This is a genomic window from Pseudoalteromonas sp. SR44-8 (assembly GCF_014163635.1).
GTDB classification, from domain to species: Bacteria; Pseudomonadota; Gammaproteobacteria; order Enterobacterales; family Alteromonadaceae; genus Pseudoalteromonas; species Pseudoalteromonas rhizosphaerae.
The window spans coordinates 23,613-41,948 of the sequence record NZ_JACJDS010000044.1 but is presented as its reverse complement, the minus strand read 5'-3'; the positions used below and the strand labels follow the sequence as shown (position 1 = coordinate 41,948).

The window sequence follows — 18,336 nt, the reverse complement described above, 5'->3', positions numbered from 1 at the left end:
CTTTACTCTCGCTAACTTTACTTTCGCTAACTTTTATAACTCCAAAAACAAAAAACCCAGCAGAAGCTGGGTTTTTGAAATTCTTGATAACGTAAATATTAACGTTTTGAGAACTGTGGACGCTTACGCGCTTTCTTAAGACCCACTTTCTTACGTTCAACTTTACGTGCATCACGAGTAACGAAACCTGCTTTACGAAGTTGTGGACGTAGTGACTCGTCAAACTCCATAAGTGCACGAGTGATACCGTGACGGATAGCACCAGCTTGACCAGTAGTACCACCACCAGCAACGGTGATGTAAAGATCAAACTTTTCAGTCATATCAACAAGCCCTAAAGCTTGACGAACAACCATGCGTGCTGTTTCGCGACCAAAATACTCTTCTAAAGAGCGATTGTTGATTACGATGTTACCAGTGCCTGGGCGTAAGAATACGCGAGCACTTGAACTTTTACGACGACCTGTACCGTAGTATTGATTTGCCATGTTAGTGCTCCTTAAATGTCTAGAACCTGAGGCTGTTGTGCAGCATGGTTGTGCTCAGTACCTGCGTAAACTTTAAGTTTACGGTACATTGCGCGGCCTAAAGGACCACGTGGCAACATGCCCTTAACAGCCTTCTCGATGATCATTTCAGGCTTTGCAGCTTGAAGTTTATCAAAAGTAGTAGACTTAAGACCACCTGGGAAACCAGAGTGAGCATAGTACACTTTATCTTTGAACTTGTTACCAGTTACAGTAACTTTCTCCGCGTTGATAACGATGATGTAATCACCAGTATCTACGTGTGGAGTGTACTCAGCTTTGTGCTTACCGCGTAGGCGATGAGCGATTTCAGTAGCGATGCGACCTAAAGTTTTACCTTCAGCGTCAACTACGTACCAGTCACGTTTTACTGTTTCTGGTTTAGCAACAAACGTTTTCATTTATAAAAATCCAATGTTTTTCAATTAAAACCACAGGTAATTATTATTAATTACCGCTCTAAATGTTTGCTCCAACCCCTTCGAGTTTAAGACTTTTGCGCCATTCAAAAGAGGCTAATCTAATGAAGGCAATAGAACGCAACGTGGCAGACGCGGGAGTATACCAGCACTTTTATCACATTGCTACTCGACGGTTGTTTTTTCCACAAGAAAATTGTTCTATCAGCTATCAAAACTTTGTCCCTATCAACTTAAGAGTCAAGAAAATATTCTCTTTACCTGACGGCTGACGGCTGACGGCTGACGGCTGACGGCTTATAACTTACAGCTACATTAAACCAAATGCTCTCTTGCTAGGTACTCTAACGACTGCATTTCTTGCAATCGACTAATACAACGTCTGAACTCAAAGTTAAGGTTGCCTTGCGTGTAGAGTTCCGTAATAGGTTTTTCAGCAGAAATAATAAGTGTGACGTGGCGTTCGTAAAACTCATCGACTAACGCAATAAAGCGTCTGGCGGCATCGTCGTTATTTTGGCCAAGCTGTTTTACGTTCGATAAAATAACAGTGTTATATAAACGGCTTATTTCCATATAATCGACTTGGCTACGTGCGGTTTCACACAACTGAGAGAAATCAAACATCACAATACAATCAGCGACCTTACGGGTTTTGATCATTCGCCCTTCGATTTCGATGGGGTGATCGAGTTTACCCGGCTCTGGAGATAACTTATCAAAATACTCAAACAGATTTTTATCGGCTTGTTCATCTAGTGGGCTATGAAATATCTCTGCTTGCTCTAAAGTACGCAATCGGTAATCAATGCCAGAATCCACATTCACAATCTCAGTGTTTGCATTAACAAGTGCGATTGCAGGTAAAAAGCGAGCACGCTGCAAACCATTTCGATATAACTCATCAGGTATAATGTTAGACGTTGCCACTAACACAATGCCGCGCGCAAATAAGGCTTCCATTAAACCACCAAGCAGCATGGCATCAGTAATGTCTTGCACAAAAAATTCGTCAAAGCAGATAATGTCGGTTTCAGCTTTAAAAATATCAGCCACAACTTCTAAGGGGTTAGCAGTTTTGTCTAATTTTTTTAGCTCTTCGTGAACACGGTGCATAAAACGATGAAAATGCACGCGCATCTTGCGTGTTCCCGGCAGCGCCTCATAGAAGGTATCAACCAAATAGGTTTTACCACGCCCTACTCCCCCCCAAAAATACAAACCTTTTATAGGCGCCGTGCTATTTTTATTAAATAGTTTAGAGAACCAGCCTCTAGCTGCGGGCTTTTGTGCTGTTAAGTCATCGAAGAGCCTTTGTAGATGACGTACTGCATTTTCTTGCGCAGCATCGTAAACAAAGTCTTCACGCTGTAAATCTTGTTGGTACTTTTGCCAAGGAGTCATAGATAGTTACAATAAAACACGGTTTAATTTACGCAATATGTTAACACGCATCGTAACTCGGGGTATATTAGCAGCAACAGGATTTATTCTTGAGTACGCAATCTAGGCGTTATTTTATTTTTATGTATTAATTCCCAAAGGGGTAGAATCATGGGTACAGTTACTTGGATCGGCATTATTGTTATTGTGGCAGTAGCTGCATTTTTCCTTGGCGCCTTCGTCACTAAAAAGCAATTTAAGCAAGATGAATTAGAGCAACAAGCAGAACAAGCTAAAAATGCATTAGAGCAATACCGTCAAGATGTTGCAGATCATTTAGCAAGCACTGGTAGACTCGTCAACAAAATGAAAGACAACTACGACCAATTGTTAAATCATGTTGATGAAACTAACAAGCTGCTACTAGCTGATAAAAAACAGCATCCTAACGAACCATTTTTTTCTAAAGAAACGACTGAGCAGCTACAGCGCTCACTAAAGGAACGCCAAAGTGACCGTTCATCGGCACATGCTCAACCTGCTGATTATGTATCAGGTGAATCAGGCTTATTCGCCGGCGAACCAAAAGTAGCCGAGCCGGACAAAGTTTAATTAAGGTTTCAGAAATTTCTAAAGCTTCTTGATGAACTTTTTTTTGACCCCATAGTCTGTTTATAAAGCAGCTTATGTTTTACATGCATTTCAAAACATTCTAAAGAGCGAACCTACTTTAAAATGTTTTGAACTAAATTGATAAAAGGCTGCTTATGCAGCCTTTTTTGTTTGTGCTTTTTCCTGTGATGTGGAGTAAACCCTGACTATGAAAATGAAATTATCGTTAATCAGTGCAGCAATGTTATCTGCCAGTTTATTATTAACCCCTGCAGTATCAATGGCTAAGATGCCTATCGCAGTCAATGGTCAACAATTACCGACGTTAGCGCCGATGCTAGAACAAATAACACCAGGCGTTGTTAGTATCCAAGTCTCCGGTTCAAAGGAAGTCCGTCGTCGCGCTGATCCGCTTGATTTCTTTTTTGGCAATCCGCAACCGCGTAGCCAAAAGCGTGAATTTAGTGGTTTAGGCTCAGGCGTTATTATTGACGCCAAAGAAGGCTATGTCGTTACCAATAACCACGTAGTTCAAGATGCTGAAAAAATGTTGGTTACTCTTGAAGATGGTCGTGAATACGAAGCAACTAAAATCGGTAGCGATAAAGAATCAGACATCGCGTTATTAAAAATTGATGCCGAGGATTTAGTCGCCGTTAAACTGGCAAACTCAGATCAACTACGAGTGGGTGACTTTGCAGTAGCGATTGGTAACCCATTTGGTTTAAGCCATACTGTTACCTCAGGGATTGTTAGTGCGCTGGGCCGTAGTGGTTTAAATATTGAAGGTTATGAAGATTTTATTCAAACCGATGCTGCAATTAATCAAGGTAACTCAGGTGGTGCGTTAGTTAACTTAAACGGTGAGCTAATTGGTATTAACACGGCCATTTTAGGTGCATCGGGTGGCAATGTTGGTATCGGCTTTGCGATTCCATCCAATATGATGAAAAATCTCGTTGACCAAATTATTGAACATGGTGAAGTACGCCGTGGCTCACTAGGTATTTCTGGGCGCCCACTGGATGCTGGCCTTGCTAAAGCACAACAGCTTGATGTAAAACAAGGCGCTTATGTTATGCAAGTAATGGATGATTCTGCCGCCAGTGAAGCGGGGATTAAAGCAGGTGACGTAATTATTAGTATTGATGGTAGTGAGATCAGCGGCTTCCATGAACTGCGCAGTAAAATCGCCACGCTAGGTGAAGGCAGAAAGGTAAAATTAGGCATTTATCGTGATGGTAAAGTGCAAACCGTTAAAGTTACCCTTGATGGCGCATCAGCACTAACCGCAGCCGGTGATGAACTACATCCAGCCTTCCAAGGTGCAACTCTTGAAAACACCCAAAAGAATGGTAATAAAGGGGTTGAGGTGACAACTGTTGATCCGCGCTCACCAGCGGCTAGAGTAGGCCTTGAAGAAGGCGACGTGGTAATGCAAGTAAACCGTCAGCGTGTTGAAACAATTAGTGACATGAATAAGATCATCGAAAATACTAAAGGTAACATCGTACTTGGAGTACAACGCGGTCGTGAGTCGGTATTTGTTTTAATCCAATAAAATAAATATTAGGTAAATAACATAAATAATAGCAGTGGTACTTGCCGCTGCTATTTTTTTTGTGCCATCATTAGAAGATCGCTCATTAAGAATAAGAAAATTGTGCTGAAATTTTTTAAGTTTGTCCTTCCCCCGCTATTTGCCGGACTCGGTATCGCATTTTTGGTAGTATTTTTTAGCCCAAATATGCGTGCAACGCTGTTACCCAATGTACCCTTACCAAGTGCTATGAGTATTGACCATTTGAGCTTTGCCGATGCAGTACAGCGCGCAGCGCCATCTGTTGTGACAATCATTTCTGAGAGCATTTCAAAGGAACCTCGTTATAAACGGCAAAACACCGTGCAAGAACTTGGCTCCGGTGTAATCATGTCAAGTGATGGCTATATTCTTACCAACTATCATGTGATTAATAATGCTGATCAAATTATGGTGCTGCTTACTGATGGCCGCCGTTATTTTGATGTTCAGCTCATCGGCTTTGATACCATCACCGACTTAGCACTGTTGAAAATTAACGTGGAGCATTTGCCCGTTATTCCAATTAGTGAGCGTTTTACGCCACGTGTGGGCGATGTGGTACTGGCGATTGGTAATCCGCTTAATTTAGGACAAACAATCACCCAAGGGATCATCAGTGCCACGGGTAAACAAAAAATTACCGATAGTCCTTACAATAGCCTACTACAGATGGATGCGGCAATTAATGTCGGCAATTCAGGTGGCGCGCTAGTAAACTCTAACGGTGACTTGGTTGGGATCACCTCTGCACAATTTAAAACCCGAGAGAACCTCGATATCCAAGGCATATTCTTCGCAGTACCTTACTCATTAGCAAAAGAGGTAATGGATAAACTGATCCGTCATGGCCGTGTTGTACGTGGTTATTTGGGCTTCACCGGTACTGCCGTTGATAGTACGGGTAAAGAAGTTAGCGATAAATTCACCCCTGTTGCGGGCTTGCGTATAACCAATCTAGATCCATTAGGTCCAGCATGGCAAGCTGGTATTAAAGAACAAGATATTGTGATTAAAATTGCCGGTGAAGATGTCACTAACCCTCAAAAAACCTTGACCACAATTGGTAATTCAGAGCCGGGGCATGAAATAGAGTTTGAACTTTATCGAAGCGGAGAAGTACTAAAAGTGATGGTGAAGGTTGCAGAGTTAGAGACTAAACTATAAAACCTAGGGCCTAGAAGCTAGGACCTAGGTTCCAGGCTATTAACTACTTCGACGTTTGATGTTAGCACCTAACGCGCTGAGTTTATCTTCAATCCGTTGATAACCACGATCAACGTGGTAAATACGGTCAACAACCGTCTCACCTTGTGCCACAATACCAGTCAAAATTAGGCTCGCTGATGCACGTAAATCAGTTGCCATTACTTGTGCGCCACTCAAACTCTTAGTGTCACCACAAATTGCCGTATTCCCCTCTAAACGAATGTTAGCACCCATGCGTTGTAGTTCTGGTACATGCATAAAACGGTTTTCAAAAATCGTCTCGGTAATGGTCGCACTGCCATTAGCGACTACATTTAACGCAGTAAACTGCGCTTGCATATCGGTAGGAAAACCTGGGTGTGGCATGGTTTTGATATTAACGGCTTTAAGCTCACGGCCACGCATATCAAGATAAATACTATCTTTATGTACTTCAATCAACGCATTAGTCGCACGCAATTTTTCAATTACAGGCTCTAAACTATGAAAATCGGTAAGCTTACATAGCACTTCACCACCCGCCATTGCTGCGGCCACTAAAAATGTGCCAGTTTCAATCCGATCTGGCAAGATGCGATGCTCACAACCATGCAGCTTTTCAACACCCTCAATTTCAATACGGCTAGTGCCTGCACCGCTAATTTTTGCCCCCATTGCTGTTAAGCAAGCAGCTAAATCTATAATCTCTGGTTCACGCGCCGCGTTTTCTAATACGGTTTTACCATCAGCTAAGGTTGCGGCCATTAATAAATTTTCGGTCGCGCCAACGCTGACCATTTCCATGTAGATTTCAGCACCTTTTAAACGCCCATCTACCTTGGCATTGATATAACCATTTTCAACGCTAATAACAGCGCCCATGCGCTCCAAACCTTGAATATGAATATCAACCGGGCGAGCACCAATTGCACAACCACCAGGAAGCGATACTTGTGCTTGACCAAAACGAGCAACCAATGGACCTAATGCTAATACTGAGGCACGCATTTGTTTAACTAACTCGTAAGGGGCTAATGTTTTATCAACTTTCCCACCATCAATCACGAGCTGTTCGCCGTGCCAGTGTATTTCTGCGCCGAGGGTTTTTAATAATGCTTCAGTAGTGCCGATATCACGCAGGCGAGGAACATTATTAAAGGTACTTTTACCGTCAGCTAATAATGCTGCAAACAAAATAGGTAAAGCGGCATTTTTAGCGCCAGAGATAGTGACTTCACCGGCAAGTCCGGTTCCACCCTGAATTACAAATTGATCCATGAGGAAACCTTTTTTATTGAGGTAAAATGAATTTTTGTTCGCGCTTCCACTCAGTTGGCGTAAATGCACGGATCGAAACTGCGTGAATTGTGCCGTCAGAAATGGTGTTCATCAACGGACCATATACCAGCTGTTGTTTTTTCACTCGGCTTAACCCATCAAAACAATCGCCGACTGCGATAACTTCATAATGACTACCGTTGGCTTTCACATGTACTTCAGCTAATTGCAATGCGTCGCGCAATAAGGTTTCGACTTGGCTTGTTTCCATAACTCTCACTCAAATAGGTTGGTAACCTGTCCTAACTGCATCAACTTTTGCAGTTGTTCAGGAATATTTTGCAATTCAAGGTGAATACCTTGCTGCTTTAATTCTGCGAAAGAGTGAATTAACCAAGCTAAGCCCGCCGTGTCAACCCTAGACACCTCAGAAAGGTCAAAATACCAGTTTTTATGGTTACTTTGTGAGTTTTTATTCAGAAGTCGTTCAGCGGAAATTGAATTTCGAGTCAATTCACCACTGACTCGATAGTGCTGTTCGTCAAGCTGAGTAACCGTTACTTTACTCATTACCGCCGTCACCTCTAAATTGCACTGGCAACTTACTTTTCTGTTCAAGTAGGTCACTTACATGGTTAATACCTTGCTGGCGCAAAATGCCTTGAAATTCACTTTGCTTGGCATCTAATAAACTAATGCCTTCGGCAACCATGTCATAAGCACGCCATTCGCCATCGCGATCTTCACGTACTTTAAAATCAATTTTAATTTCCGGCTTGCCTGGCTCGACAATTTTGGTTTTCACTAATACTAGGTCTTGTCCTGTAAACTCTTTGCTTGCACCAAACTCTACTTTTTGGTTGGTGTATTGCGTAAACACACCAGCATAAGTAGCGATTAAGTATTCTTGAAACACATCAATAAAGTGTTTAATATCCTCAACTGCTTGTTTTTGCTCGGCAGGATCTTTAATCGCACGTACTTTTGATACATGACTTCCTAATACACGCAGTGCAGCATATTTATAATCAATGTAAGGCATCAACTCTTCTTTGACAATAACCCGTAGGTGCTCCTTATCTTTTTCGATTAAAGGCTGGTCACGAGTAATACGTTGAAAAGTATTATCAGATACTTGGCGGACCATTTTATATGGGTCTGTTAAATTGACCGCATCGCTTGCTACGCTAATGGCACTGAAAGTCAGCGCAACTACCATTAAAAATTTCTTAAACATGATTACTTACTCGCCGCCTTGATTGAATAAAAATTGCCCGATTAACTCTTCAAGCACCAATGCTGATTTCGTGTCAGTGATATAGTCGCCATCATTTAAGGCTTTGCTCTCAACACCAAATAACTCGTCTAACCCTAAGTTTTTATCATCACTCGTTACCGCAACACCTAAACACGCTTGTTCAGCTGATTTTGGGGCAATAACAGGGTTAATCCCCAAGTATTGCTCACCGAGAATGCCTGATGTCAGGATTGAAACTGAGCTGGTATCTGAAAAACGACATTGATATTGCGCATCAATCGTCATATCAACAACTGGCACAAATTCTTGTGGGTGAATTGAAATTCCCTCAACTCGACCAACCACTACACCACCTACTTTAATCGGCGCACGTGTTTTTAATGAACCAATGTTTTCAAACTTGGCTTTCAATAAGTAGGTTTCGCCGTTGCCGCTGATCCCTGCATTGGCAACTTTTAACGCCAACATAGCAAAAGCTGCTATGCCTAGCGCAACAAAAAAACCAACTAAAATTTCTAATTTCCGTGAATTCATTATCTATACCTTTATTAGCTAGTAAACATTACCGCTGTCAAAATAAAATCAAACCCTAAAACAGCCAAAGATGAGTGTACAACTGTCTCTGTTGTTGCTTTACTGATCCCTTCAGAGGTCGGTATACAATCGTAGCCTTTATAAAGCGCAATCCATGTAACCACGATGGCAAATACAAAACTCTTGATCATGCCATTTAAAATATCTTGCTGGAATGACACTTGTGACTGCATGATTGACCAAAAACTCCCCGTATCAACACCCAACCAATCAACCCCCACTAAATGAGCACCAATAATTGCAACTGCTGAAAATATCAACGCCAGTAATGGCATACTGATAAAGCCCGCCCAAAAGCGTGGCGCGATAATACGTTTAAGAGGGTCAATAGCCATCATTTCAAGACTTGATAACTGCTCAGTCGCTTTCATTAAACCTATTTCTGCGGTTAATGCACTACCAGCTCGCCCGGCAAACAATAATGCAGTAACAACAGGGCCTAACTCTCTAAGTAAACTCAATGCTACTAATGGGCCTAAGCTATCCTCTGCACCATAACCAACTAGTACGGTGTAGCCTTGCAACGCCAACACCATACCAATGAATAAGCCCGACACCATGATAATCAATAGTGACTGCGAGCCGACCATATATAATTGCCGTATTAAAAGCGGCGTGCCTTTTCTAAAATTAGGCAAACTCCACAACGCACCTATCAACATCTGAGTAGAGCGACCAAGTGCAGCAAACCGTCCTAACGTTTTATGACCTAGCATTTGCAAAAAATCAAACATCAGCGGCGCCCTCCCAGTAATTCTTCTTGATAAGGTTGAGCAGGAAAATGAAACGGCACTGGGCCATCAGATAATCCTTTTAAGAACTGCTGAACTAGGGCCGATTCATGATTACGCATTTCATCCGGTGTACCGCTACCAATAACGCCTTGATCGGCAATAATGATAACGTGATCGGCAATACTCATTACTTCTGTTACATCGTGAGTTACGATTAATGATGATAACCCAAGCACTTGATTAAGCGACTTAATCAACTTAACCAACACTCCCATGGAGATAGGGTCTTGGCCTGCAAATGGCTCATCATACATAATTAATTCAGGATCAAGCGCGATTGAACGCGCTAATGCAGCACGACGTGCCATACCACCTGACAGCTCAGAAGGCATTAGATCTTGTGCGCCACGCAAGCCAACAGCTTGTAATTTCATTAGCACCACAAGGCGAATTAAATCTTCACTTAGACGAGTGTGCTCACGCAGCGGAAAAGCGATATTGTCAAACACTGACATATCGGTAAATAATGCGCCGCTTTGAAACAACATACTCATTTTGGTTCGCGCCGCATAAAGCTCTTTGCGCGACATGGTAGGAATGTTATTACCTTCGAATAAAATAGTGCCGCTATCTGGTTTTAATTGGCCACCAATTAAACGCAACATGGTGGTTTTACCAATTCCGCTTGGCCCCATAATTGCCGTAATTTTTCCTTTAGGGACACTAAAGCTCATATTTTTATATATACAGCGATTGCCCCTAGAAAAGCTTACATCCTTGATTTCTACTATTGGTTGCGACAAGTCGCTCTCCATTACTATTTTCACTAGTTCACCTATTTTAAGCGTTTTTACACCAAGATGGAAAAAACAAATCGTAAAATTTTGTAATATTCTATGTAATAGCGCTGCAAAGCTTACAGCCGTTGGCTTAACCGTCGCTTAAATAATTTTTCTCAGTCCAAATCAGTCCATAATCTAACAAGCTTCGCAGATTCTTTTATTTATACTTTCAGGTTGGCTTTTGTTACTATTTGCAGCCATCTCATTTTGAATAATTGGCGTAACGTAATGGTGACTTCTTTTGTCATTTTAATTCTCGGATTTGCAGCTCTCGTTTGGAGTGCAGATCGCTTTGTATATGGTGCTGCGGCACTGGCAAAAAATTTCGGTGTTCCTACTCTTATTGTTGGTTTAACAGTTGTTGCTATGGGCTCGTCAGCCCCTGAAATGATGGTCTCAGCATCAGCTGCGCTTGCAGGTAAAACTGACACTGCCGTGGGTAATGCCGTTGGCTCAAATATCACTAATATTTTACTTGTTTTAGGTATTACCGCGCTATTGCGCCCACTATCAGTATCATCAATGACATTAAAACGCGAAATGCCGCTTGTGCTGCTAGTGTCAATCGCCGCCTGGTATATATTTTCGGATAACTACTTTTCATTTGCTGAGGGCGTTGCATTAATCATAGGCTTTGTGGTCTTTATTGCGGGCTTAGTTATTATTTCTATTCGCGCTAAAAACCAAGCTGATGACCCATTTGTAAGTGAAGCCTGTGAAGACGTACCAGATAACGTGCCCACCAAATCGGCTTTATTTTGGTTAATTATTGGTATGATATTACTGCCTGTCAGCTCACATTTTTTAGTTGGCTCAGCAGTTGATATAGCCAAATACTTTGGCCTAAGTGATTTAGTAATAGGGTTAACCATTATTGCTATTGGCACCAGTCTGCCTGAGCTGGCAGCCTGTATTGCTGGGGTATTAAAAAACGAAGATGATTTAGCACTGGGTAATATTGTTGGTTCAAATATCTTTAACATTTTAGCTGTGTTACCACTGGCTGGGATTATCAACCCTTCGATTATTGATCCTTCAGCTGCAAACCGTGATGCCTTAATAATGATTGGTGCCACCATAGCCCTTATTGCTATGTCATTGAGTTTTAGAGGCACAAGACGCATTAATAGAGTTGAAGGTGGCCTGTTATTGGTCGCGTTTTTAATTTATCAAGGTTATATTTTCAGCCAAGTTGCTTAATGCTAGCCACAAAATGGATAACACAATGACGCAGTTAAATTTTATTGAACAAGGTAAGCGGGTGCTAGAAATAGAGCGCCAAGCGCTGCTTGATATAACCCAATACCTAGACGAAAACTTTAATCAAGCTTGCCAATTGATGTATCAATGTCACGGTAGGATCATAGTAGTCGGTATGGGGAAATCAGGGCATATTGGTAATAAAATTGCTGCAACACTGGCAAGCACTGGCACGCCTGCGTTTTTTGTCCATCCGGGTGAAGCAAGTCATGGTGATTTAGGGATGATCACTCGTGATGACGTGGTTATGCTTATTTCTAACTCAGGCGAAACCAGCGAAGTACTGAATATTATTCCGGTTATTAAACGTATTGGCGCAAAAATGATCGCCATGACAGGTAACCCTGAATCATCAATGGCAAATTGGGCTGATGCTCATGTATGCATCAAAGTAAGTCAAGAGGCCTGCCCATTAGGACTCGCCCCGACTGCGAGCACGACTGCAACGCTTGCGATGGGTGATGCAATAGCCGTTGCTCTGTTAGAAACCCGAGGCTTTACTGCCGATGACTTTGCGCTATCGCATCCTGGGGGAAGCTTAGGCAAACGTTTACTATTGTGTTTAAAAGATATTATGCACAGTGGCCCAGCAACGCCTATGATCAATGATAAGCAATGTATCAAAGATGCATTAATCGAAATGTCGGCCAAGGGCTTAGGTATGACGGCCATTGTTGATGACACAGGGCAACTTGCAGGGCTTTTTACTGACGGTGATTTACGCCGAATTTTAGAGCAACGAATAGATATTCATAGCACTTTGATAAGCACTGTCATGACCCGCTCTTGCACTACAGCAACCGCGGATATGCTTGCCGCCGAGGCACTCAATATTATGGAGAATAAGCGTATCAATGGCTTAATTGTAGTTGATGATAAACACCACCCTATTGGTGCTCTTAATATGCAAGATTTGCTCAAAGCAGGAGTTTTATAATGCAGTTTGCTGACTTATATCAGCCACTTTCAGATGATGCGAGCGAGCGAGCACAAAAAATCAAACTCCTGATCTGTGATATCGATGGGGTGTTTTCAGATGGCCGCATTTATCTTGGCAATCAAGGTGAAGAACTCAAAGCGTTTAATACTAAAGATGGTTTTGGTATCAAAGCACTGATCAATAGCGGTTTTGAAGTTGCCGTGATCACCGGTCGTCATTCACAGATAGTTCAGCAACGGATGACTAGCCTGACAGTACCGCATATTTACCAAGGTCAAGAAAACAAGTTGCAAGCTTATCAACAGCTCAAAGATAAATTGCAGTTAAGCGATGAACAAATCGCTTACATAGGCGATGACGGACCTGACTTGCCGGTAATGGAATTAGTTGGTTTTGCGGTGGCAGTAAATGATGCTCACCCTTTGATCAAGCGAGTTTCACATTATACAACCATGCTCCCTGGTGGTTTTGGAGCTGTGCGTGAACTCACTGATTTATTAATGCTCGAAAATGGTAAATCATTAACCAGCGAAGGCACAAGCTCATGAATAGTGCGCGTTTAATATTATGCGTATTATTTGTCGGCTGTATGGTATGGCTGTGGTATCCGTATTTTTATCAAAGCACTGCCATAAAACAAAACCAAGAAGATATAATAGCAAAACCTGATTATACTGCGGTGGCATTAAAACAAACCGCGTTTGATGAACAAGGTAAAATTAGCCACAAAGTAACAGCTGCAAAAATGGAACTTTACCAACAGTTAGGGTTTACTTACTTTGAACAACCTATTTTTACACTCTATAATCAACAGCAAACGTGGCAAATTAATGCCGATGAAGCCACCCTATATGAAAATCATCAATTAATTTTAGAAGGTAATGTGGTTGCTAAAAACCTGACCAATAATGCCATGATTGAACATATAAACGCAGATAATATTCAGGTTGATATTGAACTACAAACCATGAGTTCAGAACAACCAGTTGAATTAATCGGACCAAATTTAAAGATCACTGGGCGCGGCCTCCATGCCGACTTAAAAGCCGAAGTGGTAGAACTAATTAACCATACGCGAACCATATATTATGACCAATAAATTTGCTCACTTGCTTGTGATACCAAGCTTATTCATTGCCTTTGCAAGCTTTGCTGAAAATACGGCACCACCTGCGGATCAAGTCTCTATCAGTGCTGAAAAGCAGCTTGCCCAACTGAAAGATAATATCGGTATTTTTGAAAAAAATGTCGAAATCATTCATGGTAACCGCCGTATCAAAGCGGATCGACTTGAAGTCCATAAGCGCGAAGATTTAGGCAATAACAAACAATTGCTTGTTGCAACTGGTAACCCTGCTTACTTTGAAGAAAAACAAACTGATGGCACAATAATGAGCGCCAGTGCTGATGAAGTCCGTTACGATGTCGCCAAGCGCTATTTAACGTTAATTGGTAATGCACAAGTCACTCAAGCAGGTCAAAAAATTAATGCCAAAAGCATTACCTATGATATGGACCAACAGCTGATCAGTGCTGAAAAAGGCGCAAGCTCAAACGATCGCGTACACACTATTTTGGTACCTGTTGACAGTAAAAAAGACAAACCTAAAGGGCAGCCATGAGTATATTAAAAGCTGAATTTTTAGCAAAAAGCTATAAAGGTCGCCAAGTTGTAAAAAGCGTGGGTTTAGAAGTTAGCGCAGGCAGCATTGTTGGCTTACTGGGTCCTAATGGCGCAGGTAAAACCACCACTTTTTATATGATTGTGGGTTTAGTACCTAGCGACAAAGGTAAAATAAGTATTGATGATAATGACATCACTTTACTGCCAATGCACAGTCGCGCACGGTTAGGGATTGGCTACTTACCACAAGAATCATCCATCTTTCGTAAGTTAACTGTTTATCAAAACCTGATGGCTATTTTAGAAACTCGTAAAGAGCTGAATAAACAAGCCAGAGAAGAAGCACTAGACAGCTTACTTGATGAGTTTAGCATTCAACATATTCGCGACAGCCAAGGTATGGCATTATCTGGTGGTGAACGTCGTCGAGTTGAAATTGCACGCGCTTTAGCCGCAAATCCAAAATTTATCTTACTTGATGAGCCTTTTGCTGGCGTTGATCCTATTTCAGTGTTAGATATAAAGAAGATTATTGAACACCTTAAAAACCGTGGTATTGGCGTACTTATTACCGACCACAATGTACGAGAAACCCTTGATGTTTGTGAAAAAGCCTACATAGTTTCTCATGGGGAGTTAATTGCATCAGGTACCCCTGAGCATGTACTTGCCGACCAAACAGTCCGCGATGTTTACCTGGGCGAGCAATTTAGGCTATAAAGCCACGCTCGGCTAAGTATCTGCTAGACTTAACGATGATAACAATAAAAGGATTGTTAGAGATACATGAGGCAATCACTCCAGCTGCGCATGGGCCAGCAACTTACAATGACACCACAGCTGCAACAAGCAATTCGCTTATTGCAACTCAGTACATTGGATCTCCAGCAAGAAATTCAAGAAGCACTCGACAGCAATCCATTGTTAGAGCTAGAAGAGCATGAATATTCAGACGACACGGCTGGTAAAAACGAACAAAAACAAGATAACGATGACTTAACCGTTAGTGCATCAGCAGACAACAAGCCCAGCGAATATGAACAAGAAAGTAGCGAAGCATTAAGTAAAGAGACTTTAAGTGACGAAATGGCTATGGACGTCACCTGGGACGAATACATGAGTGCTGCGCCAAATACGTCATCCGGCCCAATGCCTGAAGATGAGTCAATTTATCAAGGTGCTTCAACTGAAACCCTGCACGAATATCTGATGTGGCAATTACAGCTCACACCTTTTAGTCCAACCGATGAAGCTATTGCCATTGCGATTGTTGAAGCTGTTGACGATTCAGGTATTTTAACCTTGAGCTGCGAAGACATCGCAGAGAGCTTAAATCAAGGTAATAACGAAGAAGAAATCGAACTAGACGAAGTGCAAGCAGTGTTAAAACGCATTCAGTTATTTGACCCTGTTGGTATTGCTGCGCGCAGCCTACAAGAATGTTTATGTATTCAATTAAATCAATTTGATCCTGCAACTCCTTGGATTAGCGAGACTAAAATGATTTTAACTGATCATATCGATTTATTAGCTAGTCGTGACTATCGCACTTTGATGAAAAAGACTAAGCTTAAAGAAGATGAGCTGAAAGAAGTAATGACACTGATCCACAGCCTTAACCCAAAGCCTGCGGATACTATAGTACGCGAAGAGTCAGAGTATGTTATACCTGATGTCTCGGTGAAAAAAATTAAAGGTCGCTGGGTGGTTGAACTTAATCCAGACAGCATGCCAAAAATTAGAGTGAACAGCCAATATGCGGCAATGTCACGCTCAGTAAAATCAAGCACTGACAGCCAATTTATACGCTCGCATTTGCAAGAAGCTAAATGGTTTATTAAAAGCCTAGAAAGTCGTAACGAGACGTTACTCAAAGTAACTAACTGCATTGTAAAACAACAGCAGGGATTCTTTGAGCATGGCCCTGAAGCAATGCGACCTATGGTACTAAACGACGTTGCTGAAATGGTTGAGATGCACGAATCAACAATCTCTCGCGTAACGACACAAAAGTACATGCATACCCCCCGTGGTATTTTTGAGTTAAAGTATTTTTTCTCAAGTCATGTAAGCACTGAGAACGGCGGCGAATGCTCTTCGACAGCTATTCGAGCATTGATCAGAAAATTGATCAGTGCAGAAAACTCAGCGAAACCATTGAGTGATAGTAAGATTGCAGATATATTGGCAGAGCAAGGTATCAAAGTAGCTAGACGGACTATTGCAAAATACCGCGAGTCGCTGGCTATTCCACCGTCAAATCAACGTAAAAGTTTGATTTAAGGCGTAAAATCACAAGAGGAAAATGCTTATGCAACTAAATTTAACTGGTCGTCACGTAGAAATTACTGATTCATTAAGAGACTATGTAAACAATAAGTTTGCCAAGCTTGAAAGGCATTTTGATCATATCAACAATGTCCATGTTATTCTTGATGTAGAAAAACTAAGCCAAAAAGCAGAGGCCACATTACATGTCAGTGGCGCTGAATTATTTGCCTCGACTGAGCACCAAGACATGTATGCAGCTATTGACGGACTAATCGATAAACTTGATCGTCAAGTAATTAAACACAAAGAGAAGCACGCTCGACACTAACACTATGAAATTAAGCTCACTTATTTGTCAGGACTGCAGTAAAGCTGCGGTCCTTTTTAATAGCAAAAAACGGATCATTGAATTTATAAGCCAATTGGCTCATGAACAACTCCCTCAGCTATCACAACAAGAAATCCTCAACGCACTACTATCGAGAGAAAAACTAGGTAGTACCGGTATTGGTCGTGGTATTGCTATCCCTCATGGCCGTATGAGTGGTGTTGAAAACCCGCTAGCAATAATTTTAGTGAGTGAATCACCGGTTGATTTTGATGCGATTGATAATCGCCCAGTTGATATATTTGTAGCCCTCATCGTACCAGATGGTGACAGCCAACTTCATTTGAAGACGTTAGCCACAATTGCTGATAAACTCAATAACAAAGATTTTTGTAAACAACTACGTAGCGCAAAAACAGACCAAGATTTGTATCATGTAATTGCAGCTCAATCGTAGTCATACCAATTGTATTGTATTGAATTAGAGAGTAATTATTGCAACAGGAAAATAGCTCTAGAACAAGGTGGAAATTATGAGATATAGTTGTTCTATATAAATAATTTTAAACAAAGTTAGTGGGTTATTTAACAAGCAAGAATGAGCATGTTTTTAATAAAATTGGTATTAAATGAAGGAGAATTTACATGGAGTTAATCATCATCAGTGGGCGTTCTGGCTCAGGTAAATCTGTTGCTTTACGTGTAGTAGAAGATCTTGGCTATTATTGTGTAGATAATATTCCAGTTAACTTATTACCGTCATTAGTACGCAGTGTCTCTGATAATTACGACAAAATTGCCGTCAGTATCGATGTTCGTAATTTACCGAAAGAGCAGGAAGAATTTAACGACATTCTTGAATACTTGCCTGGTTTTGCAAATCCGACGCTATTTTATTTAGACAGTGATGATCAAACTCTGATCAAACGCTTTTCTGAAACCCGCCGCTTACACCCATTATCTTTGGATTCTTTGCCACTGGATTTAGCCATCAAGCAAGAAAAAGTGTTGCTTGATGTATTAACTACTCGTGCTGATTTCATGCTTGATACCACAGATCTCAGTGTCCACCAGCTTGCTGAGTCAATCCGTGAAAAGATTTTAGGGAAAAAAGATAAAAAACTAATCATCACCTTTGAATCATTTGGTTTTAAGCATGGTATTCCAAAAGAAGCCGATTATGTATTTGATGCACGTTTTTTACCTAATCCACACTGGGAGCCTGAGTTAAAACCGCTCACAGGCCTGGATCAACCAGTAAAAGATTATTTAGCCAGTCACAGTATCGTGCAAAAATTCACTTGGCAGATCCAAACCTTTGTACAAACTTGGTTACCGCACTTAGAACGTAATAACCGCAGTTACTTAACAATTGCTATTGGTTGCACCGGTGGTCAACATCGCTCAGTTTATCTAGCGCAAACTATAGGTGAAAGCTTCTCGATGAGCCACAGTAATGTGAAAATTCGCCATCGTGAACAAGAATAACAACTCACGTT

The 18,336-nt window shown here is 41.4% G+C and carries 23 protein-coding genes; 13 read left to right on the top strand and 10 right to left on the bottom strand.

The window, feature by feature from the left end; translation table 11 throughout:
- Positions 1–98 precede the first annotated feature (98 nt).
- The 3 genes from rpsI to zapE all read right to left on the bottom strand — a co-directional run bounded on the left by rpsI (position 99) and on the right by zapE (position 2,350).
- Positions 99–488, bottom strand: a complete 390-nt coding sequence (rpsI, locus tag H5183_RS18470; RefSeq protein WP_016710054.1) for a 30S ribosomal protein S9 — start codon at positions 486–488, stop codon at positions 99–101.
- Positions 489–499: 11 nt separating this feature from the next.
- Positions 500–928, bottom strand: a complete 429-nt coding sequence (rplM, locus tag H5183_RS18465) for a 50S ribosomal protein L13 (RefSeq protein ID WP_002957960.1) — start codon at positions 926–928, stop codon at positions 500–502.
- A 333-nt stretch (positions 929–1,261) separates the two neighbouring features.
- The gene (gene zapE, locus H5183_RS18460) at positions 1,262–2,350 is read right to left on the bottom strand and encodes a cell division protein ZapE (RefSeq protein WP_145236796.1); all 1,089 of its coding nucleotides are present in this window, start codon (positions 2,348–2,350) and stop codon (positions 1,262–1,264) included.
- 150 nt (positions 2,351–2,500) lie between these two features.
- On the opposite strand from zapE, the gene H5183_RS18455 reads away from it, so the two are divergent.
- The 3 genes from H5183_RS18455 to H5183_RS18445 all read left to right on the top strand — a co-directional run bounded on the left by H5183_RS18455 (position 2,501) and on the right by H5183_RS18445 (position 5,687).
- The gene (locus tag H5183_RS18455; RefSeq protein ID WP_145236792.1) at positions 2,501–2,941 is read left to right on the top strand and encodes a YhcB family protein; all 441 of its coding nucleotides are present in this window, start codon (positions 2,501–2,503) and stop codon (positions 2,939–2,941) included.
- 208 nt (positions 2,942–3,149) lie between these two features.
- Positions 3,150–4,502 (top strand): Do family serine endopeptidase, encoded by a 1,353-nt coding sequence (locus H5183_RS18450; RefSeq protein ID WP_182732389.1) that lies wholly within the window; start codon positions 3,150–3,152, stop codon positions 4,500–4,502.
- Positions 4,503–4,604: 102 nt separating this feature from the next.
- Positions 4,605–5,687, top strand: coding sequence for a trypsin-like peptidase domain-containing protein (locus tag H5183_RS18445; RefSeq protein WP_145236786.1), 1,083 nt, complete (start codon positions 4,605–4,607; stop codon positions 5,685–5,687).
- Between the two features lie 39 nt (positions 5,688–5,726).
- On the opposite strand, the gene murA is transcribed toward H5183_RS18445, so the two are convergent.
- The 7 genes from murA to mlaF are packed head-to-tail and all read right to left on the bottom strand — an operon-like array spanning position 5,727 to position 10,387.
- Positions 5,727–6,986, bottom strand: a complete 1,260-nt coding sequence (gene murA, locus H5183_RS18440) for a UDP-N-acetylglucosamine 1-carboxyvinyltransferase (RefSeq protein WP_145236783.1) — start codon at positions 6,984–6,986, stop codon at positions 5,727–5,729.
- A 13-nt stretch (positions 6,987–6,999) separates the two neighbouring features.
- A complete protein-coding gene (locus H5183_RS18435) occupies positions 7,000–7,257 on the bottom strand; it encodes a BolA family protein (protein WP_145236780.1) in 258 nt (85 codons plus the stop codon).
- Positions 7,258–7,262: 5 nt separating this feature from the next.
- Complete coding sequence (locus tag H5183_RS18430; protein WP_145236776.1) at positions 7,263–7,556, bottom strand: lipid asymmetry maintenance protein MlaB; 294 nt, start codon at positions 7,554–7,556, stop codon at positions 7,263–7,265.
- Positions 7,549–8,223 (bottom strand): phospholipid-binding protein MlaC, encoded by a 675-nt coding sequence (locus H5183_RS18425; protein ID WP_145236773.1) that lies wholly within the window; start codon positions 8,221–8,223, stop codon positions 7,549–7,551. Before H5183_RS18425 ends, H5183_RS18430 begins: the two co-directional genes overlap by 8 nt.
- Positions 8,224–8,229: 6 nt before the next feature.
- Positions 8,230–8,778, bottom strand: coding sequence for an outer membrane lipid asymmetry maintenance protein MlaD (gene mlaD, locus H5183_RS18420; protein WP_182732388.1), 549 nt, complete (start codon positions 8,776–8,778; stop codon positions 8,230–8,232).
- Between the two features lie 14 nt (positions 8,779–8,792).
- Positions 8,793–9,572 (bottom strand): lipid asymmetry maintenance ABC transporter permease subunit MlaE, encoded by a 780-nt coding sequence (mlaE, locus tag H5183_RS18415; RefSeq protein WP_145236765.1) that lies wholly within the window; start codon positions 9,570–9,572, stop codon positions 8,793–8,795.
- On the bottom strand, positions 9,572–10,387 hold the full coding sequence (gene mlaF / locus H5183_RS18410; RefSeq protein WP_182732390.1) for a phospholipid ABC transporter ATP-binding protein MlaF: 816 nt from the start codon (positions 10,385–10,387) through the stop codon (positions 9,572–9,574). The genes mlaE and mlaF overlap by 1 nt, the downstream gene beginning before the upstream one ends.
- Before the next feature lie 255 nt (positions 10,388–10,642).
- Between mlaF and H5183_RS18405 the strand changes: the two genes are divergently transcribed.
- The 10 genes from H5183_RS18405 (at position 10,643) to rapZ (ending at position 18,325) form a co-directional block, all read left to right on the top strand.
- Positions 10,643–11,614, top strand: a complete 972-nt coding sequence (locus tag H5183_RS18405; protein ID WP_182732387.1) for a calcium/sodium antiporter — start codon at positions 10,643–10,645, stop codon at positions 11,612–11,614.
- 25 nt (positions 11,615–11,639) lie between these two features.
- A complete protein-coding gene (locus tag H5183_RS18400; RefSeq protein ID WP_145236758.1) occupies positions 11,640–12,611 on the top strand; it encodes a KpsF/GutQ family sugar-phosphate isomerase in 972 nt (323 codons plus the stop codon).
- Positions 12,611–13,162, top strand: a complete 552-nt coding sequence (gene kdsC / locus H5183_RS18395) for a 3-deoxy-manno-octulosonate-8-phosphatase KdsC (protein WP_145236755.1) — start codon at positions 12,611–12,613, stop codon at positions 13,160–13,162. The genes H5183_RS18400 and kdsC overlap by 1 nt, the downstream gene beginning before the upstream one ends.
- Positions 13,159–13,713: an LPS export ABC transporter periplasmic protein LptC gene (gene lptC, locus H5183_RS18390; protein WP_145236752.1), complete on the top strand. Its 555-nt coding sequence runs from the start codon at positions 13,159–13,161 to the stop codon at positions 13,711–13,713. Before kdsC ends, lptC begins: the two co-directional genes overlap by 4 nt.
- A complete protein-coding gene (lptA, locus tag H5183_RS18385) occupies positions 13,703–14,236 on the top strand; it encodes a lipopolysaccharide transport periplasmic protein LptA (RefSeq protein WP_145236749.1) in 534 nt (177 codons plus the stop codon). The genes lptC and lptA overlap by 11 nt, the downstream gene beginning before the upstream one ends.
- Positions 14,233–14,958, top strand: a complete 726-nt coding sequence (gene lptB, locus H5183_RS18380; protein ID WP_145236746.1) for an LPS export ABC transporter ATP-binding protein — start codon at positions 14,233–14,235, stop codon at positions 14,956–14,958. Before lptA ends, lptB begins: the two co-directional genes overlap by 4 nt.
- Positions 14,959–15,024: 66 nt before the next feature.
- Positions 15,025–16,521 carry an RNA polymerase factor sigma-54 gene (locus H5183_RS18375; protein ID WP_182732386.1) on the top strand — a complete coding sequence of 499 codons (1,497 nt, stop codon included), beginning with the start codon at positions 15,025–15,027 and terminating at the stop codon, positions 16,519–16,521.
- A gap of 28 nt (positions 16,522–16,549) precedes the next feature.
- Entirely contained in the window at positions 16,550–16,837 is a 288-nt protein-coding gene (gene hpf / locus H5183_RS18370; protein ID WP_145236739.1) for a ribosome hibernation promoting factor, read from the top strand.
- Positions 16,838–16,841: 4 nt separating this feature from the next.
- Positions 16,842–17,294, top strand: coding sequence for a PTS IIA-like nitrogen regulatory protein PtsN (gene ptsN, locus H5183_RS18365; protein ID WP_145236736.1), 453 nt, complete (start codon positions 16,842–16,844; stop codon positions 17,292–17,294).
- Between the two features lie 188 nt (positions 17,295–17,482).
- On the top strand, positions 17,483–18,325 hold the full coding sequence (gene rapZ / locus H5183_RS18360; RefSeq protein ID WP_145236732.1) for an RNase adapter RapZ: 843 nt from the start codon (positions 17,483–17,485) through the stop codon (positions 18,323–18,325).
- Positions 18,326–18,336 lie beyond the last annotated feature (11 nt).

What these genes read in the sequence shown, in the direction of transcription:
- H5183_RS18375 (WP_182732386.1), top strand. Translation starts at nt 15,025, where the DNA reads ATGAGGCAATCACTCCAGCTGCGCATGGGCCAGCAACTTACAATGACA.
- lptA (WP_145236749.1), top strand. Translation starts at nt 13,703, where the DNA reads ATGACCAATAAATTTGCTCACTTGCTTGTGATACCAAGCTTATTCATT.
- mlaD (WP_182732388.1), bottom strand. Translation starts at nt 8,778, where the DNA reads ATGAATTCACGGAAATTAGAAATTTTAGTTGGTTTTTTTGTTGCGCTA.
- mlaF (WP_182732390.1), bottom strand. Translation starts at nt 10,387, where the DNA reads ATGGAGAGCGACTTGTCGCAACCAATAGTAGAAATCAAGGATGTAAGC.
- H5183_RS18430 (WP_145236776.1), bottom strand. Translation starts at nt 7,556, where the DNA reads ATGAGTAAAGTAACGGTTACTCAGCTTGACGAACAGCACTATCGAGTC.
- lptC (WP_145236752.1), top strand. Translation starts at nt 13,159, where the DNA reads ATGAATAGTGCGCGTTTAATATTATGCGTATTATTTGTCGGCTGTATG.
- hpf (WP_145236739.1), top strand. Translation starts at nt 16,550, where the DNA reads ATGCAACTAAATTTAACTGGTCGTCACGTAGAAATTACTGATTCATTA.
- H5183_RS18405 (WP_182732387.1), top strand. Translation starts at nt 10,643, where the DNA reads ATGGTGACTTCTTTTGTCATTTTAATTCTCGGATTTGCAGCTCTCGTT.
- zapE (WP_145236796.1), bottom strand. Translation starts at nt 2,350, where the DNA reads ATGACTCCTTGGCAAAAGTACCAACAAGATTTACAGCGTGAAGACTTT.
- H5183_RS18450 (WP_182732389.1), top strand. Translation starts at nt 3,150, where the DNA reads ATGAAAATGAAATTATCGTTAATCAGTGCAGCAATGTTATCTGCCAGT.
- H5183_RS18455 (WP_145236792.1), top strand. Translation starts at nt 2,501, where the DNA reads ATGGGTACAGTTACTTGGATCGGCATTATTGTTATTGTGGCAGTAGCT.
- rapZ (WP_145236732.1), top strand. Translation starts at nt 17,483, where the DNA reads ATGGAGTTAATCATCATCAGTGGGCGTTCTGGCTCAGGTAAATCTGTT.
- H5183_RS18425 (WP_145236773.1), bottom strand. Translation starts at nt 8,223, where the DNA reads ATGTTTAAGAAATTTTTAATGGTAGTTGCGCTGACTTTCAGTGCCATT.
- mlaE (WP_145236765.1), bottom strand. Translation starts at nt 9,572, where the DNA reads ATGTTTGATTTTTTGCAAATGCTAGGTCATAAAACGTTAGGACGGTTT.
- ptsN (WP_145236736.1), top strand. Translation starts at nt 16,842, where the DNA reads ATGAAATTAAGCTCACTTATTTGTCAGGACTGCAGTAAAGCTGCGGTC.
- murA (WP_145236783.1), bottom strand. Translation starts at nt 6,986, where the DNA reads ATGGATCAATTTGTAATTCAGGGTGGAACCGGACTTGCCGGTGAAGTC.
- rpsI (WP_016710054.1), bottom strand. Translation starts at nt 488, where the DNA reads ATGGCAAATCAATACTACGGTACAGGTCGTCGTAAAAGTTCAAGTGCT.
- H5183_RS18400 (WP_145236758.1), top strand. Translation starts at nt 11,640, where the DNA reads ATGACGCAGTTAAATTTTATTGAACAAGGTAAGCGGGTGCTAGAAATA.
- lptB (WP_145236746.1), top strand. Translation starts at nt 14,233, where the DNA reads ATGAGTATATTAAAAGCTGAATTTTTAGCAAAAAGCTATAAAGGTCGC.
- H5183_RS18435 (WP_145236780.1), bottom strand. Translation starts at nt 7,257, where the DNA reads ATGGAAACAAGCCAAGTCGAAACCTTATTGCGCGACGCATTGCAATTA.
- kdsC (WP_145236755.1), top strand. Translation starts at nt 12,611, where the DNA reads ATGCAGTTTGCTGACTTATATCAGCCACTTTCAGATGATGCGAGCGAG.
- rplM (WP_002957960.1), bottom strand. Translation starts at nt 928, where the DNA reads ATGAAAACGTTTGTTGCTAAACCAGAAACAGTAAAACGTGACTGGTAC.